This is a genomic window from Aquimarina rhabdastrellae, from assembly GCA_947387485.1.
Classification (GTDB): domain Bacteria; phylum Bacteroidota; class Bacteroidia; order Flavobacteriales; family Flavobacteriaceae; genus Aquimarina.
In genome coordinates this window covers 140,577-163,148 of record CANDNT010000007.1, presented here as the reverse complement: position 1 = coordinate 163,148, position 22,572 = coordinate 140,577, and the positions used below count along the sequence as shown (strand labels likewise).

The 22,572-nt window shown below is 30.4% G+C and carries 12 protein-coding genes, 2 tRNA genes and 1 pseudogene; 11 read left to right on the top strand and 4 right to left on the bottom strand.

Annotation, left to right across the window (positions count from 1 at the left end):
- Window positions 1-51: 51 nt before the first annotated feature.
- The 3 genes from ACYEKI_RS12540 (at window position 52) to ACYEKI_RS12530 (ending at window position 2,884) form a co-directional block, all read left to right on the top strand.
- Window positions 52-124 (top strand) — tRNA-Met (locus ACYEKI_RS12540).
- A gap of 62 nt (window positions 125-186) precedes the next feature.
- Window positions 187-260, top strand: a tRNA-Met gene (locus tag ACYEKI_RS12535).
- 572 nt (window positions 261-832) lie between these two features.
- Entirely contained in the window at window positions 833-2,884 is a 2,052-nt protein-coding gene (locus ACYEKI_RS12530; protein ID WP_459211537.1) for a T9SS type A sorting domain-containing protein, read from the top strand.
- Window positions 2,885-3,252: 368 nt separating this feature from the next.
- Here the strand turns inward: ACYEKI_RS12530 and ACYEKI_RS12525 are convergent, their stop codons facing one another.
- On the bottom strand, window positions 3,253-3,867 hold the full coding sequence (locus ACYEKI_RS12525) for a helix-turn-helix domain-containing protein (RefSeq protein ID WP_459211536.1): 615 nt from the start codon (window positions 3,865-3,867) through the stop codon (window positions 3,253-3,255).
- A 14-nt stretch (window positions 3,868-3,881) separates the two neighbouring features.
- On the bottom strand, window positions 3,882-4,499 hold the full coding sequence (locus ACYEKI_RS12520) for a cyclic nucleotide-binding domain-containing protein (RefSeq protein WP_459211535.1): 618 nt from the start codon (window positions 4,497-4,499) through the stop codon (window positions 3,882-3,884).
- A 475-nt stretch (window positions 4,500-4,974) separates the two neighbouring features.
- Between ACYEKI_RS12520 and ACYEKI_RS12515 the strand changes: the two genes are divergently transcribed.
- The 4 genes from ACYEKI_RS12515 to ACYEKI_RS12500 all read left to right on the top strand — a co-directional run bounded on the left by ACYEKI_RS12515 (window position 4,975) and on the right by ACYEKI_RS12500 (window position 16,708).
- Window positions 4,975-6,054 carry a hypothetical protein gene (locus ACYEKI_RS12515; RefSeq protein ID WP_459211534.1) on the top strand — a complete coding sequence of 360 codons (1,080 nt, stop codon included), beginning with the start codon at window positions 4,975-4,977 and terminating at the stop codon, window positions 6,052-6,054.
- A 246-nt stretch (window positions 6,055-6,300) separates the two neighbouring features.
- Complete coding sequence (locus tag ACYEKI_RS12510) at window positions 6,301-6,888, top strand: hypothetical protein (RefSeq protein WP_459211533.1); 588 nt, start codon at window positions 6,301-6,303, stop codon at window positions 6,886-6,888.
- 11 nt (window positions 6,889-6,899) lie between these two features.
- A complete protein-coding gene (locus ACYEKI_RS12505; RefSeq protein ID WP_459211532.1) occupies window positions 6,900-15,998 on the top strand; it encodes a LamG-like jellyroll fold domain-containing protein in 9,099 nt (3,032 codons plus the stop codon).
- Window positions 15,999-16,102: 104 nt separating this feature from the next.
- Window positions 16,103-16,708, top strand: coding sequence for a Crp/Fnr family transcriptional regulator (locus ACYEKI_RS12500; protein ID WP_459211531.1), 606 nt, complete (start codon window positions 16,103-16,105; stop codon window positions 16,706-16,708).
- Between the two features lie 312 nt (window positions 16,709-17,020).
- Here the strand turns inward: ACYEKI_RS12500 and ACYEKI_RS12495 are convergent.
- A pseudogene (locus ACYEKI_RS12495) lies at window positions 17,021-17,143 on the bottom strand (transposase); the annotation flags it as partial.
- A gap of 143 nt (window positions 17,144-17,286) precedes the next feature.
- Here ACYEKI_RS12495 and ACYEKI_RS12490 point away from each other — a divergent pair.
- The 4 genes from ACYEKI_RS12490 to ACYEKI_RS12475 all read left to right on the top strand — a co-directional run bounded on the left by ACYEKI_RS12490 (window position 17,287) and on the right by ACYEKI_RS12475 (window position 21,990).
- Window positions 17,287-17,859, top strand: a complete 573-nt coding sequence (locus ACYEKI_RS12490) for a Crp/Fnr family transcriptional regulator (protein ID WP_459211530.1) — start codon at window positions 17,287-17,289, stop codon at window positions 17,857-17,859.
- Window positions 17,860-17,869: 10 nt separating this feature from the next.
- Window positions 17,870-18,733: an arsenite methyltransferase gene (arsM, locus tag ACYEKI_RS12485; protein WP_459211529.1), complete on the top strand. Its 864-nt coding sequence runs from the start codon at window positions 17,870-17,872 to the stop codon at window positions 18,731-18,733.
- Window positions 18,734-19,117: 384 nt separating this feature from the next.
- The gene (locus ACYEKI_RS12480; RefSeq protein WP_459211528.1) at window positions 19,118-20,035 is read left to right on the top strand and encodes a PhzF family phenazine biosynthesis protein; all 918 of its coding nucleotides are present in this window, start codon (window positions 19,118-19,120) and stop codon (window positions 20,033-20,035) included.
- A gap of 443 nt (window positions 20,036-20,478) precedes the next feature.
- Window positions 20,479-21,990: a serine hydrolase gene (locus tag ACYEKI_RS12475; RefSeq protein ID WP_459211527.1), complete on the top strand. Its 1,512-nt coding sequence runs from the start codon at window positions 20,479-20,481 to the stop codon at window positions 21,988-21,990.
- Between the two features lie 377 nt (window positions 21,991-22,367).
- Here ACYEKI_RS12475 and ACYEKI_RS12470 read toward each other — a convergent pair whose 3' ends face one another.
- Window positions 22,368-22,559 (bottom strand): hypothetical protein, encoded by a 192-nt coding sequence (locus ACYEKI_RS12470; RefSeq protein WP_459211526.1) that lies wholly within the window; start codon window positions 22,557-22,559, stop codon window positions 22,368-22,370.
- Between the last annotated feature and the right edge of the window lie 13 nt (window positions 22,560-22,572).

Below are 22,572 nucleotides of genomic sequence, written 5' to 3'. Positions count from 1 at the left end.
TAAAAAAGACTTGAAAAAGCCAGAAGAGATTGTATCTTTGCAGTCCAATATCGCGGGATAGAGCAGTAGGTAGCTCGTCGGGCTCATAACCCGAAGGTCACAGGTTCGAGTCCTGTTCCCGCTACTAAATTTTAGCCTTCTGTAATCAGAGGGTTATTTTTTTAAAACATCAATAAGGATGAAAATGGCGAGATAGCTCAGTTGGTTAGAGCGTCGGATTCATAACCCGGAGGTCACGGGTTCAACTCCCGTTCTCGCTACAAATTAAAATTAAACCACTGAATTTCAGTGGTTTTTGTTTTTATAAAACCTCTATTTTACTGAGATAATCAGCAAAACCCTCGGAATTGTAAAACGATTACTCCATTCTTTTAAATTACATAAAATCAATAAGATATAGTTGGTTATAGTCATTGCTTTTACTCTACTGTACACTTTTATGTACACCTTTTGTTCGAAATTAACATATTTTAAAGTTCTAAAATTTATTTTGATTATCAGGTGATTGAGTTTTGTAACGGGTTTAAAAACATATGATTACAGTAGCTATAATTAGTATTCTAGGATTTTTTTATTTAAAAGTATACTTAATATCAATTTGAAAAACTTTTTCTTCGATACCCAGGAAAGTTTATTTGATAATTTCTAATATAGTTACAGATATTTAATGAATAATAAAAGATGATATTAACTATTTTATAGAGACTATTTATAAACTCCCCAAAAATAGCTATCAATAAAGTATATTATATCGTTTACAATTACTAAAGCAATAATAAGATAGGGATAAATCGTTTTTATTCGTTACCTATAAAAGACAAATTATAGAATAATGAAAAAAATAGTATTTTTTATATTAATTTTATTTAATATTAATTCATTCTCGCAAGATTATATGGGAAGTCATAGAAATCTTACCATATATAATAATGAATTATGGTTATATGGGAGAAGTATTGCTTCAGATAATATTTGGAAAAGCGCAGATGGATTAAACTGGCAGGAAGTAGCAAGTGATATTAATCATAACAATGGAGCTGTGGGTATTGCTTTTAAAGGAGAGTTATATTCTATTGGAGGAGCAGGTACCAATGAAGTAAAAACTTCTACAGATGGAATTACATGGACTACTAATAATGCTAACTTTTCATCTAAAACAAAACCAGCAGCAGTAGTTCATAATAATGAGTTGTATGTCTTAGGAGGTAGTGGTTCAAACGATGTTTGGTCTACTTCAGATGGTTCAAATTGGGTACAAAAAACTAATACTATTGCTACAGATTTTCCACATTTTTGGTCTCCTAAAGTTGTGTCTTTAAATGGAAAATTAATACTATTTGGGGGAAATAAAACTGATTTTGCTTTTGAAAAAAATACAAGAGGTGTATATATATCTTCAGATGATGGTGTAACATGGCAAAGACATCAATTTCCATTACCTGTTGACTTATCTACCGCAGGAAATTATGCTGTTTATGAGAATAAGTTATGGATAATCGTAGAAATTAATCCTAATTATTTATATAATGAAGGAGAACCTTTTTTATCAGAAAAACGTTTATTTTGGACGGAAGATGGTGTTACTTGGCATCAAGAACCTAATAGCGAAAGTGATTTTATTGAAAATGACAATTTAAGCAAAAGTAAATCTATAGCCTTTAATAATAAACTTTTTAACTATAAAAGAAGTGGAGGGACTGGTGTTTCTATTGCAAGCTTCCAAATACCAAATATTGTATTACCTATAATAAATGCTCAATTAATCAAACAAAGTGAAGCACAACAAACATTCAATTTTCCGTTCAATTATGATCATAAAATTTCGGGTAATAGAAACAATATTACTTTTTCTTATGCAAGTTCTGATAGAACCATTATTAAAACTGATGCTATTGATATTGTTAATAACGAATTACATATTAAACCTACAGGTAAAGTTGGGCATACCATAATTTCAATTATAGCCAATGATGGAGGAGAAACAGAAGTTTTACAAATTCAATTTTATATATATCCAGATCAAGAGAATATCTGGATAAGTCAACCTAATAATATTTTAATAGATGTAAATGGTAATCTAGATACTCAACCTTTTAGGTCATTAGAATTTAATAACTATGGTACAAACTCTTTTGAGTTTTCTTCTTCAAATACTGTTTTCAAAGCAGATAGAATGACCGCAAGTTCTCACTCATTTGTGCCTAATTTAAATTTTATGTTTTTCAATGATGCTTTAGATACAAGCACACAAAGTGAAACAGAAGTAACTATAATAGCTACTGATGGCGTTACTCGTTTTAGTAGAAAATTTTGGGTAAAAGTAGGGGCAAATCAAGATCCTCAAATTCAAAGAACATTAGATATATATAATTCACCTACAAAAGAATTAAATTACCAAATCCCAAATGATGCATTTAGAGACCCTGAAGGAGAATCATTAATTTATTCTATTCAAGATTTGCCCAACGAGCTTAATTTAGATCCAATAACTGGCATCATAACTGGAACATTATTAAATACAAGTTACACAATAACTATTACTGCTATAGATAAATATAGCGGTAAGGTATCCCAAGATTTAATCATTAATCGTGATACTACGCTTAGCACACTGGATATTACCTCTAATATTGACAATACTTTACAACTATTTCCAAATCCCTCAAATGGTAACTTTAATTTAGCTTTTAAAGCAACAAATACGGATAATGTAAGTATTAAATTATTCGATCTAAAAGGGCAATTGCTTAGACAAGAGCAATATAATAATGTAAATAATCAATTCTCTGAAAAATTAAACTTTAATGAGTTGAACGCTGGTTTATATTTGCTTCAGATTCAAAATGGAAGTGAGAGAGCAATTAGAAAAATCATTGTTAATTAAATTACTCTGCAATAAGACTTATAGCTGTGAGTTTTTTATCTAGTAAACCTAATACTGAGCTATTTTTATTAGAATAATTATTAATTTAATTCCACTTCATAATTGGAATAGTGATTTACTTTCACGATTGGATTGAAAATAAAATTGGGAGCAAAAAAACGTTAGGTAACAATGATTGTTGCACAAGTCAATGATATATATTAAGTGATAGTGATGGTACTTGTTTATACTTAACTATACACTTTTTGTTTTCTATCCAATAAGAATGAAACTTCCCATAATATATAAATTGAGGAAATCTATCGAGTATAAAAAAAATATAGTTTCGTAATTATTACAGGTTTTTAATTAAGATTATATAGTCTTAATTAAAAACCTGTAATAATTATAGACCTAGGCTTTCGTAATATTCTTTTCTGTTGTTCAAGACGTTTTAGAGATCTAGAAATAGATTCTCTTGAAAAATTTAAACTATCAGAAAGTTCATTACGTTGAATATGTAATTCTTGAATTTTAAGAACAGTTGCTTTTTGTTTAAGATAAATATAAAGCAATTCATCTAGATTTTTTGTTATAGTATGAATAATACTATTTGTGATTAATCGTTGTGTAGTGTATTGATCTTGAGCTAGATAAGGGTATAATGTGTCAAAATTATCTTTAGTATGAAGAAATTTTTCTTTTGGGATAAAAATAGCGTCACAAGAGGTTATAGCTTTTAACGAAAACTCTAGAGGAGTTTGAGTAGCAACGTTTATTGAATTTAAAAAATGAACTTGAGCTGTTTCTATAAAAAAAAGAAAATGATTAGCTTTTTCATATTCACAAAATGCCTCAGCAATACCATTGATAAAAATAACCAAATTATCCATAAAGAAATCACTTTTTTGTGTCATGATAAGGTCATTCGGTTGGAAATGATAATGATTTACTTGATTATCACCATCTAATATTTTTAAAATGTGAGGAATGATTAAATCCATAATAATATATTATTTTATAATATTTTTATAGTATCGGTATATTTTACAATCTTATTTTTTTCAGATAAAACTTTAAACGCTCTAGATATGCTATTATTTGTTGTATTGAGATCTTGAGCAATTTCTAGGTTAGTAATGGGAAATTGCGTAGCGTTCAAAACTTTAGATTTTGTTATTAAATAATCATAAAGTTTATCTTGAAGTGAATTTGTCTGTGTATGCTTCAAAGCTTTGAATATTGAAGAATACTGAAAAGCATAAGCCTTATGAATGGTATTTTTATAAATATCATAATTATGATACCAATTTCGGCTTTTTGTTATATTATACCATTTAATAGAAGATTTTTTTATAGCTATTAACTCAAAAGTGAACGAAGAATTGATTTTAAAATCTACAAAAGATATTATGGGGTTGATATTGATATCTATATGATATAATAATAAGTTGTTATTATTATGTTTAACTAAAACTTTTAATAGTCCTTCGACTATAATTCCTGTAGAATTTTGATAGCTATCAAGACCCACGACTATTTCCTCTTTATTATAAGACTTAAGAATTGAGCTTGTTTCAATATCCTTTATTAAAGAAGAAGGGAATTGTAAATTTTTATAAGTAAGATAAGACATGTTGAAAAATGCTAGTTAGTTTATAATTTAGTATATAGAAATAAAAAAACTTACGCGCTTTTTTGTTTTTAGAAATTGAATATTTTTGTTAAGTGTTTGATTATGTTTTGTTTGCTTGTTTAAGATACTGTTTTACCGTATTTTTTTTGTGGTTAATTTGTTGTTTTTTGTATTTAGGTTTTTGACGGTATTATTGTGGATAAAGTAGTAAAAGATTAATTTTTTGTTAAAAAAACAAATGAAGTGTTTTTGCAATATAGTATTAGTTTTATGTAATATCATATCATTATGTAAATAATAACATGTTAGAATATAGATAATATAATATACAAATACAGGTAATATAGTATTTGAATTCATATAACTAACTTAAATCACATTAATACATAGGTCAGTTTTTTTTAAATCATCAAAGTTATTTTTGAGGTATTAACTTTAAAATAATTAAAAAATGAGAAGGAAAAGTAAAATCACAATGTTAACATGCCTAGCTATAGGGTTAGGTAGTCTTATAAGTAATGCTCAATCTTCAACTCCTGCAGCAGGAAATCAAATTAATGATGAACCACGATGGCTAACTGGTCTTGGTCTTGGCGAAGGAATTGTCATTAATGCTGATAACGATAATAATAGAGTGGATGAAAGTATTAGATTTTCTATAGGTAAATATAATGATGGTAAGAATTTTACTTCGGAGTTTACACGTGGTGGTATGAATTTGTTTGGATTAGGAAATAAAACGTTTTATGATATAAAATCAACCAGAGGATTAGACTTTTTAGTGAATGCAGGTGTTGAAAATAGTGAATTTGCATATCAATTTAGGGTACAAGAAAAAGGTATTGAACAAATGATAGTTGAAATGTCTTATAAGAATGGTTTGGCAGTTCGTAGAGTTGCTAATTTTTTTGGTCATGCTTATTTTAACGAAATTGCTGACTTTAAAAAACATGTTAAATTTAATGAAGGAGTTGAATTTGATGATAATATATTAGTAAATAGTAGAATTAACAGTGGAGGACCTATGATTATGCGAGCAGGACTACAACCTGCTAGTAAAACCCTTGGTCACTTTGTGTTTAGAGATGGGGCTAATACTGAAATAGCTAGATTACAGAATGGTAATTTATCATTGAATAATGGTGGCATAATATCTGGTTCTGATATAACCTTATGGGCAGGAAGGTTTGCTGGAGAAAGTAAAGCAGTGATAATTAGAAGTGATGAAAATAGAATTGAAACAAAGATACAAGATGGAATAATTACTACAGATCAAGTGAAACTAAATGTAACAACATTTCCTGACTATGTATTTGCAGAGGATTATAAGTTAATGCCACTTAAAGAAGTAGCTCAATATATCAAAGCAAATAAACACTTACCTCATATGCCTACTGAAGCGCAAGTAATTGCAGAAGGAATGAATGTAGGACAGATCAATACTATCTTAGTAGAAAAAGTAGAAGAATTGACATTACATACGATCAATCAAGAAGAAAAGATTGAGCAGTTAATGAAAAAGATTGAAGCATTAGAAGCTGTAATTAGTAAATAAAAAATCAATAATTAATATTCGTTTGATAATAGATTGTTTTAGACAAAACAATATCAATAAGTATATTAAATTGATTAATATATACAAATATATTAGTAGAGTAGTAACGAAATACTAATTGAGTACAAACGAATCTCCTTAGAAATAACAATAATCATTTAAGAATATTCTTCTCATTGTTCAAAAAGATAACAATAATGAGTAGGATAACTCTTGTCTTTATCTAAGGTAAATTAAAAATTAAATATGAAAAAAATATATCAATTTATGGTGCTATTATTACTAGGTATGACTAGTATGATAGCCCAAAATAATTCGGATACGAATCTATACAGATTCATAAATCAAGTAGATAGTAATGGAAGTTTTTTAGTTTTAAATCATAATTTAAGTAATAATAATGCAGATTTTCAACCTGAATCAAATACTGTAAATGGCAAGTATTCACAGTCGTTTATTATTGAATCAATACCAGGAGAAAAAGGTAAAGTGTTTATTATATCAGCCAAGAAACCTAATTATTTTTTAAAGAGAAACGGAAACCCAGAAAATACTTCGTCCAATGAAAGGGCGATGTTTGATACATATGAAGAGAGTGATGATATACGGTTGTATAGTTGGGAAATTATCTTACAAGATTCAGATGATCCAGAAATTGTATCTATACAAGCGGCTGGACATAGACAATATGCTGTACAATGTCAATTTGTTGGAAATGGAAGAGTAACATTTTTAAGAAATACAAATGGAAAAAGATTAACACCTATTAGTGATAATGAAGTTGTAGCTAATGGATTTAGATATAGATTACAGCAAATAACTAATACGTTCTAAATATAAAGCATATGAAAAAAGTAAAACAACAATTACTATTATTATGGATGCTATGCTTTACCTTTTTAGCCATAGCACAAAATAATATATCGCCAAGACCTTATGTAGTACAGTTATTAGCAAAAAATGATTATAAATCATATTATGATACTCAAACACGATTGCAAACTGATATTATTAAACAAGGTGAAGAAGGAGAAGGTACATTAGAGTTTTGGGTAAAGCTTAATAGAGAAGATGGGACTAATACTTTTGAAGGGTTTGAACTTACTAATCTATTGGATGGAAGTAACGAGTTTAAAGTAGGAGTAACCCCTACTGCTATAAGTATTACTAATGGAAATGCGGTTATTCCTAATATTAGCTTATCAGGTGATGCCGTGCTACAAAATGATGAATGGTATCATTTTGGATTAGTTTTTGATAAAGGAAATCGATTTAGTATTTATATTAATGGGATTCGTAGAGCCTCGGTACAAAACTTTACGGTATCTGCAGAGGATTTATATGTCACTGCTGGACGAGCAGATCATTTGTTTCTAGCAGAATATCGAGCATGGAATCGTGCAAGAACTAGAGAACAGTTAGAAGATAATAGATTAACTACTTTGCATGGAGCTAGTAAAGTTACTCTTGAAGATTTTAATCGTTTGGGACTAGTAATCGCTTATGTAGATGCAGATGAAGATGTGTCGGTCGCAAACTTACCACAACTTAAAGAAGCGAGATGGCATAATGTATTAAGCGATATAGAAAATCTTGATGAAACTATTCCATTATTAAAATATTCAAGTATTCGTACTGGGACTAATAGAAATCAAATAAGAACAGATTTTGCCATAATTAACGCTATGGCAGATCATCCTATTTTTAATCTAAATACTATTTTATTACAAGCAAGTGATGGAAATGGTGCAGCTTTTAGAACAGATGGGAGACATAATGTACGTTTACGTTGGCCGCATGTTAAAGACGTTAATAACTATTCGATTAGAAGAAGAGAAGTTGGAGGAGGTAGTATAGGTACAATTATACATAATATAGTAAAGAATGATTTAACAGCTGTAAATGTATCAGATTTTATAGAATATTTTGATGAGGACATTGTTCCAGGGCGAATATATGAATACACTGTAATAGGCGCTAGAGATGAAAAAGAAGATGTAGATGGAACAGATACAGGCTTTGTATTTCATAATGGAGAAGTTAATGGAAGGGTAGTAACCGAAGGACAAATTGGAGTACAAGATGTAAGAGTAGCAGCAGTATTAAAAGATGGGACAGAGGTAAAATCTAATAATAGTGTACTTGATGTAAAAAGTACGGGAGCTCCAATATTTGTTAATAATGTACAGGTATTTGAAGAAGCAAATGGAATAGCTACGATAGAGTTTTGGTATAAGACTCCAGTAAATAGTGCCGAAGTAAATACCGTATTTAAGTTAGATATAGGGGAGATACGTATCAATAATGATAAGATTCAAATATATTTAGGGAATCGACTTTATTTAGAAACTAATATAAAAGGAGACCCTACGGATTGGCATCATTATGCCTTATCGGTAAGTCCTACAGGAGGGGCTTTATATCTAGATGGAGGGTTAGCACCAGATTTAAATAACCCTAGAAGAGCAGATGCTACTACAAAAGAACCTTTTGTAGTAGGATTAAATAGAATTTCACAATTCTCATTTAATCATGAAGTACGTAATAACTATTTATTAGATGAGTTGCGTATTTGGAGAACAATACGTACACCAGAAGAAATCTTTAAGCATAAAGATATCATCTTAGGATCAGAAGATAGTAGTTTAATAGCCTATTATCGTTTTGATTTAACTACAGATAATGAAGTGTATAATCAAGCAATTGATACTAGAGGAAGATTAGTAGGAAGATCATCAAGTACATTTACAACACAAAATACAGAAATTCCACCAATCGAATATGGAGTGATAACAGATCAAAACGGAAATTATAGTTTTGTTACGTTACCAGGAGGTTTAACTACAGATAGTGATTTTGGATATACATTTAAACCAATTTTTCCAAATCGTGATTTTCAACCAATAACTAGATTTAAACAGGTTGCAGAACAGTTAGCATATACAGAAACAGAGAGTAGAATCGATCAATTTGTAGATATATCAACTTTTGAGATTCAAGGAAGAGTACAATATGTGGTGAATAATGAAGGGACAGAAACAGTTTATCCTGTTTTAACAGGAACAGCGATTAAAGTAAATGGAGTTGTTCTAAGAGATAATATGACAACAGAAGCTATAGGAACTAATTCGAAAGGATCTTTTAGATTTGATAGCCCCCAAGGAAGACATACCTTTTCTATTCACCCAACAATATTACAAAGCACAAATATAAATGCAAGCGAAAATACTAGACAGAATGTAACCAGTATTTTCTTTGAAGGAAGATCAGGGTATTTAGAGTTAAAAGAACCTATTACTACTACTACAAATCAATTGACATGGACTGGACATTATAGAAGAACGATCAATAATGATCCAGAAGCAAAATTAAGAGCTACACAAACCATAATGCATCATGGAAGTTTAAAAATACAGTTGATAGATGAAGCCGTATTTTCGGTAAGTTTAAATGATCAGGTATTAAAGCAAGTGACTTTACCAGGAATAGAAGAAAATGATTTTGAGTTTTTTGCTGTAGCTGTTAATGAAGTAGATGATAGTATACGTATATTATATGATGGAATGTATGAAGTGATTCCTATACCATCAGCTGTAGGAGCTTTAGACTTTAATACCAAAGCTTATTTGGGAGCAACTCATATAGAAAACCCAGGAGAAGGAGAAGATTCAAAGACAGATTTTTATGCAGGATATATTGATGAGTTTGAATATCGTATAGGTGCCTATCCGGAGAACTTATTGAGAGATATTGCAGATGGAGAGAATATAATAGAAGATAATGATAATGATTTATCGAGTGCATTAAGTCTGAGATATACCTTTGAACATAACGAAGATAGTTTTAGAGCCGTAAATACTATAGTAAAAAAAGGTTCAATTGATAATAATTATTTTAGTGTTTTTGGAGATGCAAGTTTTGATGATAGTACAAGAGCTCCTTTAGAACGAGGTGTACATTTTGAATATATAGCTGCAAATAAGAGTTATAATCCAGTAGGAGATACTTATACATTGAATGTAGATGAAGCGATTACCGAATTAAACTTTGAGAATTTAACTAGACATAGTTTAATAGGAAATATTATTATTCCTTGTGATAATAATATTGGAGCATGGACAGGAACGATCACAAGATCTGATATTAGGGAGCCTCCGTTTGTTCGTAATATTAATGCAACTAATTTTGATAGTGAATTTAAAGTATTTACGGTAAATGATTTAATTCCTGGTACCTATGAACTGTCCTTAACAAGTATACAAAATCCAACATTTACAGTTGATACTACAGTTGATCTACGACGAGGAAATGCTATTCAAGATATTGAATATCGTAATGAGATGCAGGTAGAAACTAAATTTTATGAATTAAGTGATGCTCAAAATAGTAATGATGAACGAGGGATAGGAAATGAAATAGAAATAGATTCTAATTGTATTGATCGTTATGTATTCCAACAATATGACCGAATAGTAGCAGTAACTACAGTATATGAAGAGTATAATGGACAACGTTGTCTATTAGAAGGTGTAACTGTAAATTATAGTGGAGACCTGATAAGAGGAATGAAAAGAGGAGATAATGAGGAGGATGAAAGTACTATTGTATTAATAGAAGGTAATGTGGCAGTAGAAACAAATAGTTTAGGAAATGCTGTATTACAGTTTGAAGTTAATACTGCTAATTTTATAGAAGCAGCAGATCCGTCAAAAAACTTTTTACGTGGATTTACAGCAACGGCAGAAAGAGGAATTTCTAGTGCTAGAGAAACTAAAACATCTACTATAGATGCGATAGTAACAGGAGTACAAGCAGGTAATGCAGATTTTACTTTTAGCAACCCTTCGGTATTGCATGTATTACATGATCCACCAGGAGATAATAGTTTTGCTACATTGGAAGAAGGAGCTTCCTTCTCTAAGACATCAACATATGCTGAAGGGACAGATGTTTCAGGGGTTTTCTTTGCAGGAGGAGGAGCTGACTTTCAAGTAAGAATGTCTACAGGAACATTTGTAGGAGTAGGATCTGGAAGTACACTTGAAATTGAGAATACAGTTACAGGTTCAACAATAGATGTTTTAGGATCAGGAGAATTTTCTTTTTCATACCGTAATACTGGAGGAAATGGAAGAAATGTGTCGATCAATAGATCTGTTTCGACACCATCCTTTGATACCTATGTAGGAGAAGATGCCGATGTTTTTATAGGGACTACAGATGTGATTGCTATAAGTAGAGGAAATAGAATTGAGATAGAGAATTGTAAGGTTGTAAAAAAAGAAACTAATATACCTTCTGTCACAGAGGAAACGCCCTTTGCGGTAACTCAACAGCATATTATAGATGTGACCATTCCAACTTTAGAAAGACAGATAGCGAGTCAAACTCAAGGTTTAAATATAGAAGATTTAAAAAATCAAGTCCAAATATGGAAAGACCTTGTGGCTGCAAATAAGCGTAAGAGAGAAGCTTTAGTATCTAGAATTCAAAATAATCAAAGCCTTGCAAGAGGTAGAATTACCTACCAGGATTTAATTAGATTTGTTGAAGTAGTAGAAGACAAAAGAAATGAAATTCCATCAACACTTGATAATTTAGATCAATTTGCAAAATTAGGACAAAATGGATTCTCATTTGGTGGAGGAGTTCCAATTAGCTATTCTTTTACTAGAAGTATATCAGAAGATGACGGGAAAAATTTTGGAGGTGGAGCAGGAGCTGGATTCAGCTATACATATGTGAATAACCTTGGAGGGGGAACTTTTACTTTTGGATCTAATGGTAGAGTTATAGGAACACGAACGAATACAAGGAATGAAAGCTTTAGTAATACTGTTACAGAGAGTTTTACCTTTAGTGATGATGATGATGGAGATCAATTCTTTACAGCTGTAGTTCCTGATCCAGACTATGGATCACCTATGTTTGGGGTACATGCAGGACGTAGTATGTGTCCATTTGAAGCAGGTACACAACCACGTCAAGGAGTAGAAATAGTAATAGATAATGCAATTGGATTCAATGGAGGGAATGATTTTATAGAGTATGATATGATTTTGCGTAATACACAATTGGCACAAGATGATACTCGAAAAATATATTATGTGCAATTAATCAACTCTTCAAATTTAAGAGGAGCACAGATAGAATTTGGTGGTGTAAAGCTTAATAGTGTAGCAGGAAATCGAGCTTCATTCCCTTTTGGATTAGATGAAGATTCTCCAGTGGGAGTTGTACAAGAAATACGATCTATAATGGTGGAAGATGAGAATGGATTTATGGTTGAAAAACCATTACGTATGGTAGTGAGACCTAATAGTGCCGATGTTGGAAAAAATGTGAGATACGAAGATATACGTTTACGTTTTTATGCTGACTGTGAGCAAGCAGGAGATGGGTTTGCGTATCAATCATATCGCCAAGATGAATATCGATTAATAGGAGCTGGAGCGAATGCACCAGATACCTTTGACAGTGGTATTAGACCGGTACATGAGATTACTTTTACGGCAGATTTTAGTGCTCCTTGTGTAGATAATATAGAAGTAACAGCACCTATTAAAGATTGGGTAATTAATAATAGCAGTAATAATAAATTGGATTTTAGATTCAAAATACCTAACATAGAAAATTTATTAGCTGATAGAAGAGAAACTAGAATTAATACTCAAACGAATGTAGAAGAAGTGGTAATGATACCAAGTGATTTTCAGGTAGCGATAGAGTATGCTATTGAAGGAAATAATAGAGGAATAGAATTGGTGACTCTAGATGCGGAAGCGCTAAAAGCAAATTTAGATACTCAAACAGGGTTTATTACTTATACAGCAGAGATGGATTTAGCCAATGGAAATTATAGCGTACGGTTAGTACCTATATGTGATCCACTGAGTAATAATCCGAATGCGCGAAATAATCCTACGGATTTTATTTCTGGAACCATAAACAAAACAGCAGCAGTTTTAGTAAGTACAAATCCAGCTAATAATGGGATTTATACTTCGGGATCAATTTCGGCAGAATTCTCAGGACCTATAAATCCAGCAACAGTTAATTTAAATTCTGTAGCCTTAAGAGGAGTTTTAGGAGGATTACCAAAAGAACTCGTATCTGTAGAAATAAGAACACAAGAAGTAGAAATTGAAATTCCACACCGTTCAGTATTTAATGCACCAGAAGCCTTTACTGTAGAGATGTGGGTAAATCCTAGTACTATTCCATCAGGAACAGCAGTGCCAATCCTACAAAAAGGGAATAATTATAAGGTAGCATTAACACCATCAGGGCATATAGAAATTAATGATAGTGTACGTTCTACACAAACAATTCAGCCTTCAATCTGGACACATATAGCAGCAGTATATGATGGTAGTAATGCTATACAAATCTATTTTAATGGTGAACCTGTTGGATCGGGAATTTATACTACAGGAGTGACGACTAATACAGAATCTATAATGATTTCACCAGAAGTAAATGGGGAATCCTATGTAGGAGGTATAGATGATGTACGTATATGGACAGATGCTAGAACACCAATAGAAATTGTACAAAACCTAGATGGTCAATTATTAGGAAATGAAACAAATTTGGTAGCATATTTTGTATTAGATGATAACGCTTTAGAAGTAGATGGTATACAAGAAGCTATTAGAGATTACACAGGAAATGCAAGAGCCACAACCAAAGTTGGAGATATTTTCCATAATGATAGTGGTGAAGCTGCACCATTAGATGTAAGTCGACTTGTATCGAGTTTAGAATTTGAACATAACGTATCTTCAGGAGGAACAATACTTAATATTAGACCATTAAGTTCATTGGCAAACCTAGAAGGAGCACAATTAACATTATTGATAGCTAATGAAGGATTAAGAGATATTACAGATAACAATATAGAAGGTGCTTCAAGAAGTTTTATTGTGAACTTAAATGCAATACGATGGAGTCAAAATAATGTTAATCGCGTACAGGTAGAAGGAGAAGAGTTGATTATAGATGATGTTGATTTTGATAACAGTCAAGGAGGAATTGATGTAGAGTATCGTTTTACACGATTACCAGTATGGTTATCTGTAAGGGATAATAATGGATTTGGTAATATTAGAAATATAGATGAAGGAGAGCGATTATCTCTTGATGATCAAGCTATAGAAAGTAATTTAGAATTTGTAGTAGCCCCATTTTTAACACCAGGAATACATACTACAACAGTATATGCAGAGGTGTTTGATAACTCATCGAATCCAACTACTACAGGAACATCTTTAGGAATAGAAAGTTTTACACTAGAGATTGTTACCAATTGTGTGGTTCCAGATTATGATGATGGATTTAGTAATGGTGATTATTTAGGTTCCTCAGATTTTACGAGTCGCTTAATTATAGATGGAGAACAATCTACCGATGTAAATGATATTGTAGCTGTATATATAGATGGAGAGTTTAGAGGATCAATAAATGTTAATTCAAGAGGATTAGTAGATTTATCTGTATTTGGTGATAGAAATGATAATGGAAAGAGATTAAGTTTTAGAGTCTGGGATGCTTCAGAGTGTACAGAGTATGAGGGGATTGTTGAGAGACATTATTTTCAATTTAGAGCAGATATGGGTAATCAAACTGTTCCAATAAAATTTACTGTAGGTAATACGCTAACCCGTAGAATTGTAGTGAGTGGTAAAAACTTTGATATTAGTTTTAATGTAAGTGATAATCCTAATGTAACAACCTTATCATTAGATGCTATAGAAGGATTAACTAAAGGAGATATACTAATAGATGCTGAGACACTTGATGATAAAAATCCAGTAGCTAAAGCAGATGAGACAGGAACATTAATAGCACAAGGAAATAATCCAAATACTATAGATATACGTAAATCGTATGTATTACAACGATTAAATAGTGCTCAAGTTACATTAATAGTATCAGGAGCTCCAGTAGATGTTAATACAAACATATCTTTAAATGGAGATGCTGAGGGCGATGGTGATCCAAATGATAAAGAACTTACACCAATAGCGTTTTTACCAAGTGAATTGCAACGAACGGCTTTTGCGTTACGTTCGTTAACATCATCACCAAGAATAAGTATAGGTGATCGTATAGAACGTAGAGGACTTAGAGCAGAATATACAGCAGAAGATGGTTGGGTAGGAGCTTTGACACATTTACTACCAGGACATGGATATACAATGGATGTAACAAATGCAATGACATTAAACTACAGTGGATTAGTAGATAAAACTAATGAAGCTTCAAAAATGAGTGAAGCAAGTTTATCAACTATAGACGAAGCAGCACAATTAAACTGGAAAGTAGATCGAGGAGATTATTTAAGGTTTATGTATATGACAGCGGTGGTAAATGCAGTACAATTTGATATCTCAAAAGAGTATACGATAGCAGCATTTGCAGGAGAGGAACTACGAGGAGTATCAAAAGCACAATTAGTAAAAGGTAAATATCACTACTTTATCGGTATAGGAGGTAGCTCATCAAATGAAGAGATTACATTCAAGTTATTTGATGGAGAGAAGATAGTGACCTTAGATAATGTAGAGGAGTTTGATACCTCAGTGTCCTTAGGAGCGATGAAAGCACCATATGTGTTAAATTATACGCCTAATAGCGAAACTGAAGAAGTAGTATTAAACGATGTATTAGGATTAAGTTTAGGACAAAATATACCAAACCCTATGATAGATGCTACACAGATTAGTTATAGTATTCCAGAAGATGGACATGTAGACATTAGCCTATATAATGTATTAGGACAAAAAGTGTACACTTTTGTATCAGATACAGTAAAAGGTAATGTATTACATACTGTTGATTGGGATGGTATTGCAGAAGAACATGTACTATCAAGTGGTATCTATGTGTATAAATTAAATTATGAAGGTCAAGAGTTGCAACGTAAGTTAGTTATTGAATAAAATCAATGCTCTTGAAATGAATTAATATTTAGAGTTGTTTGTAAAAAAGAGGAAGTTTTAAAAGAACTTCCTCTTCTTTTAAAGAAAAGAATGAAAAGGTTATTATGAAAATGAATAGTAATATTTTAAATAGTATACAGAAAATATCTAAAGAAGAAAAGGTTGAAGCTAAGGAAATTATAGTTAGAGAAGGAGATATATTATCGAAAGTTGGATTTATAGAGAAAGGATTGGTTAAAGTAAATATAAAAGTTCAAAATAATAATAAGCTATTTATTTACTGTTTGGATAATGAGCAAAATAATATGATAGCTTTTATTCAACAATTTTCAAGTAAAAACATACAACCTGTCGAAATTGAGGTCATAGCATTGACAGATACAGTAATACGGTGGATTCCATTATCAAAATATAATAAATTGATGGAAGAGAATGAGCATGTTAAAATGAAATTGATAGAAACAATAGAATTTTGCAACACTAAAATTTTGGATGTCTTAATTGATTTAAATGGAAAGTCAATTATAGATAAAATAAAAGATTATTTAAAAGAACTTAAAAAGTATTCTGGAACGAATACAATAATATTAGAAAAGAAAGAAATAGCAAAAGATTTGAACATTCCAGTAGATATAATCTCTTTAAAACTTAAAGAAATTATACATACGGGATTGATTACATTGAAAAAAGATAGGTTGTTTTTATCATAGAAAACATATTTATAAATAACTATTGAATATGTGATCTATATATTATTAAATACAATCGGTGTACACCTTTATGTACACTTTGAATGTACACTAATGCATCTAAATGCTTAATAATGCATTTTGTTAAAATGCTAATTGATTGATTATTAATGGTAAAACAAATGAACTGTTTCGTTTTCATAACTCGGAGGTCACGGGTTCAACTCCCGTTCTCGCTACAAATTAAAATTAAATCACTGATTATCAGTGGTTTTTTGTTTTTACAATCCCGAGGGTTTTACTGAGATAATGGGTCAAGAATAAAAGTTGTGTTTAGGCAAAAAATTGCGTTAATCTGAAGAGAAAGAATTCTACATTTCTTACACCTCTAAACTGTACTCTAAAGGCTTTTATTTTAGCATTAAAAGATTCTGTTGCTGCATTTGTACTTCGATTATCAAAATAATTATCACTCTAAATATAAATAAACTGAATTATAATTATTTACGAATATTGTTATATTTGGATAATCACATAATTAAAAGAAAAATAACCGCAATGCTTATGTTTAGGTGTTCTTTGCAAGCTAAAAACAACAGATGCAAACAATCGAAAATTATTTAAAAAAATTCCCTCATTATTCCTCACAAGCTTTAGAAGAAGTGTTGCCTTTTTTGCAGATAAAGGAAATAGAAGAAGGTGAATATTTTTTAAGGCAAGGAAAATTTGCTAAGAATATTGCATTTATCGAAAAAGGACTTTTAAGATTATATTATCTTCGAGATGGGAAGGAAGTCACTACCCAATTTTTGGACGAACAAAATATAGCTTGTTCATATCGTAGCATGATTACTAATCAAATTAGTGAAATTTCAATTCAAGCAGTTGAATCAACGAAACTGATTGTTCTACCTTTTCATTCGCTTCAAAAATTATACGAAAAGAATCTATTTTGGCAACAAGTAGGTAGACTTGCGGCAGAGAGTGAATTTATTGTAACAGAAGAACATAATAGATTTCTTAATGATTTAAGTGCAACAGAGAGATATTTGGAAATACTAACAAACAAAGGCAAACTTATACAACGTGTACCGCTTAATTATTTAGCATCTTATCTTCAAGTCGAACCTGAAACTTTGAGTAGGATTCGAAAAAAAATTGTGCAAACTTGACCTAAATCAATTGAGAAAAATAAAAATTCTAGGACTTTTGATGTTCATTAAAAAATATAAAAAAATGCACGAAGAGTCAAGAAAAAAAGATGTTGTAGATAGTTATGGTAATTTAGCAAAAGTAGTTTCACAAAACACTTGTCAAAACAGACATAGCAAGGTCGTTTCTGAAACAATTGGATATTCCAAAAAGGAAATAGAAAATGTTCCAGATAACTCAAATTTAGGTGTAGGTTGTGGCAATCCGTCTGCTTTGGCTAAAATAGTAGAAGGAGAAACTGTAATAGACCTAGGTTCAGGTGCTGGTTTTGATGCTTTTTTAGTATCACCCAAAGTTGGTGTTAATGGTAAAATTATTGGAATTGACTTATCGGATGATATGCTAAGTTTAGCAAGAAAAAATGCAAAAAAAGGAAATATTCAAAATGTTGAATTTCGTAAAGGTGATATTGAAAAATTACCAGTTGATAATGAAATTGCAAATCATATAATTTCAAATTGCGTTATTAATTTATCAACGAATAAACAAGATGTTTTTAACGAAGCATATAGAGTTTTAAAACCGAACGGAAATTTATCAATAAGTGATGTGGTTCTAATAAAAGAGTTACCAAATTGTATTCAAAATTCAATTGCAACTCACGTAGCATGTTTATCTGGTGCTGAAAATATTGACACCTATATTAAATATGTTAAAAATGCAGGATTTAAGGATGTGACAATTGAGTCAAGGAAAGAATTTCCTATAGAATTAATGTTAGCTGACCCACAAATTAAAGAATTGTTTGAAAAAGCTGACTTTGACATTCATAGTGAAGAAGCAAAATTACTAGCGTCTAGTGTTGTCAGTATAGCTTTAAGTGCAAAAAAGTAAAAAAATCAGTAGAGAACAAAGTGTATAATAAATAGCGATTTCGGTGCAAACCGAAATCGCTATTTCATTTGATTAATATATTTAAGCCGAAAGGGTTGTGAGTAGAAACCCACTACAACTCATCTTGTGCCGAGCAGGCAACGAAGGAGATTATACTTGATGTAAACTGTAATTAAGAAGAAGTTAACTCAATTTACTTTAGTAATTTGTAATATAAAGTGGTCCTAATTTAATAATCATGAATAAACTCTCTTAATAAATAAATTGATTCCTTCTATAGGAATAGAAATTTTTAAAAATAGTGATTGGAAAATAGGAAATAATAAATTACTAATTTAACCCATAACTGACGATTACATTAATCGTTATCACCAAGCATAAAAAATGACAGAAATAGAATATTATTTGGTAGATGTTTTTACATCTCAAAAATACGGAGGGAATCAACTTGCAGTTTTTGTTGATTTCGAAAACAAAATCTCTACCGAAGATATGCTCAAAATTGCCAAGGAACTTAATTTTCCGGAAATAACATTCATAAAAGAAAATTATAATGATAAAACATTTAAAGTTAGAATTTTTACCCCAGAATATGAAGTACCTTTTGCTGGTCACCCCTCATTAGGAACTGCTTATATTATTTCAAAATATTTGTTACCAAAACCAAAAGAAAGCATTATCCTAGATTTAAAGCATTCAAATATTAGTATTGATTTAACCTCTATTGATGATGTTGATAATAGTAGTTTTATAATGAAACTAGCCGATCCAGAATTTATAGCAACTTATAAACATCAAGAAATTGCTGATGGATTAGGTATATCGCGAGAGGTACTAAACACACACAAGTCAATAGAAGAAATAAGTATAGGCTTGCCATATATTATCATTCCTATTATCAATTTAGAGGAGATCAATAAAATAAAGCTCGATTCACAGAAGGTTATAGAGTTTTTAACCCAAAAAGAGAAATACAAAACTAATAGTAAGACTGGACTAACAACTTCTTTGTTTTTTGTTACAGAAGAAACTTTTGAAAAACCGAATAGCTTTAATACTAGAATGTTTTGTCTCGAAAATGAAAATTTAATAGAAGATTCAGCTACAGGAAGTGCTAATGGTTGTTTCCTTGCTTACCTATTAAAAAACAAATCATCAGAAGTCTCTTCAATAGTAGAACAGGGATTTCAAATGAAAAGAAAATCATATATACATTTAAACGGAAAGTTTAAAAATGATAAGTACAGCTTAAAAATTGGAGGAAAAGTTGTTGACTTGAGTAAAGGTAAATGGAAAGTATAGCCAGCAAATAACAAAAAAAAAATAAAACATGTTGTTATAAATCATTGTGATTTGGGTGATAAATAAAAAGCCTTAATGAAGTCTTTAAGAATTGACAAAAGTGATTTAAAAAAAACAATTTTATCTTCTCATCAACCCAATGATTTTATGATAAATTCTTTGGTGTATACTTTCTGGATTTACCTTTTTTTAATAGTTCTTTTTATTGAATAATAGTGATGTCATTTTATTCTTAAACTGTACTATTCTATTAAACATCTTTATGATTTTAAGAAATATTGTAGCGCTTGATAAGAAAAAATAAAGATATGAATATGGGGTTGTATTTTAGTGTTTTATATAAGGTGTCGGGCGATTGTCAACTTATTGTCGGGTGGTTTTTGAGCGATTTTTTGATGCGCTTTGATAGGTTTGTGCTATCAACATAGTAATCAAAATTTAAAATGAAATCATACAAACTAATTTTCGTAATCCTATTAATTTTTATAGCGAATAATAGCATTTCACAAGTACCAGAAAATTCCACTTTATTTATCGAATTAAAAAAAGCAGATAGTTTAATTTTTAAAGAAGGTTTTGATAAATGTAATTACGCCGCTCTAAAAAAAGTGCTTCATAAAGATTTAGAGTTTTTTCACGATCAAAATGGCACTTCAAATTTAGAAGAGTTTTATGAATCGTTTACCAGCAGTATTTGTTCGAATCCTAATTTCAAACCCATCAGAAAATTGGTAAAAGAAACTCTAAAAGTATTTTCCTTAAAAAGTAATGGAGAAATATATGGCGCAGTACAAACAGGCAATCATGTTTTTTACATTAAGGAACCCAATAAAGAATTATATGCTACTGAACAAGGTAAATTTATTCACACTTGGATTTTAGAAAATGGACAATGGAAAGTTAAACGAATTTTAAGCTATGAGCACAAACCGCCTACCAAAGAGTATGGCAAAAAATTCAATGCAGATTACGCTTATAAACTGTTTGATAACGATAAAGAAATTGAGAACTTATTAAAAAAACACAAAATTCCGTCCATAGCAATTGGGTTAATTAAAAACGGTACGCTTCAACAGATAAGAACATTTGGGAATAAAAAATCAAATCAACCAATTTCTAATAATAGTATTTATAAAGTTGCATCTTTAACAAAACCAATTACGGCATTTGTGGTATTAAAACTCATTGATGAAGGAGTTTGGAGTTTGGATAAGCCTGTTTCAAATTATTTTATAGACAAAGACATAAAGCATAGTAAATATTTACATAAACTGACTACAAGGCATATTTTATCTCATCAATCTGGTTTTCCTAATTGGCGTTATTTAACAAGCGATAATAAGTTGTCCTTTCAATTTGAACCAGGTACAAAATGGCAATATTCTGGAGAAGGTTTTGAATATTTGAGAAAAGCTATTGAGAAAAAGTTGGAAAAACCCTTTGAAGAAATTGCTCAAGAAAAAGTGTTTAATCCATTGGGAATGAATAACACATATTTTTATTGGACAAATAAGATTGATGAAAAACAATATGCTGTTGAACATGATGAAAACGGAAACCTGATAAACTATGAAAAATATATTGTAACAAATGCTGCAGCAAATTTATTAACGACAGTAGAAGATTACTCAAAATTTTTGATTCATATTTTGAATGGAGCAGCTTTATCGAAAAGAAATTATGAAGAGTTTTTAAAAGTTCAAGCAAATGAAAAGGACGGGATTGATTGGAGTTTGGGGATGCAAATGCTGTCTAAATTGCCAAATAATGAAATAGCATTTATGCATACAGGGGGAGACTATGGTACAAAAACAATAGCTATAATCCTTAAAAATTCAAAAGATGGATTGGTACTGTTTTCAAATTCAGAAAATGGAATGGTTTTATGGCAAAAGATTATAGCTGAATACTTTGGGACGATTGGAGAAGAAATTATAAGAAGAAATTTAGAATAAGTATAGCATATAATAAGGTAACCTATGCAAAATCATTGTTGATTATTAGTGAATTAATTGGATTGGACTATCACTATTAATAATTATGGGAAATTTCTATAACCAAATAAACTATTCATTTATTAATAAGAGGTACAGATTTAATGTATTTAAATCAATAATGTAAAAACAATAGGAATTTATATGCAGGTAGTTCCTAAATAATTTTAAATCAATTATAAATCCTTTAGATTTGTTAGAAATATAATAGATATATAGTTACCATGGTAACTATATATAATTGTTGTATGCCATTTGCGAAAACAAAAAATAAAACCAATAAAAAGTACCAACTCTACTAAAAGAATTGGTACTTCAATCTACTCTTCCCTATTCCATTAAGACTTCACAATCTTTCCAGAATACATTTTTCGTTTAACACCATTAATTTCATCTTTCAATTTCTTATTGGCATTATTCAATAATTCATTTTGATGCTTCATGATACTTAATAAATCATGAATTGCATTTAAGTTTTCATACTGCATGGAAACTATTCTCTCTAAATCCGCTTTGGTGTATCTGCTCATAAAAAAGATTAAA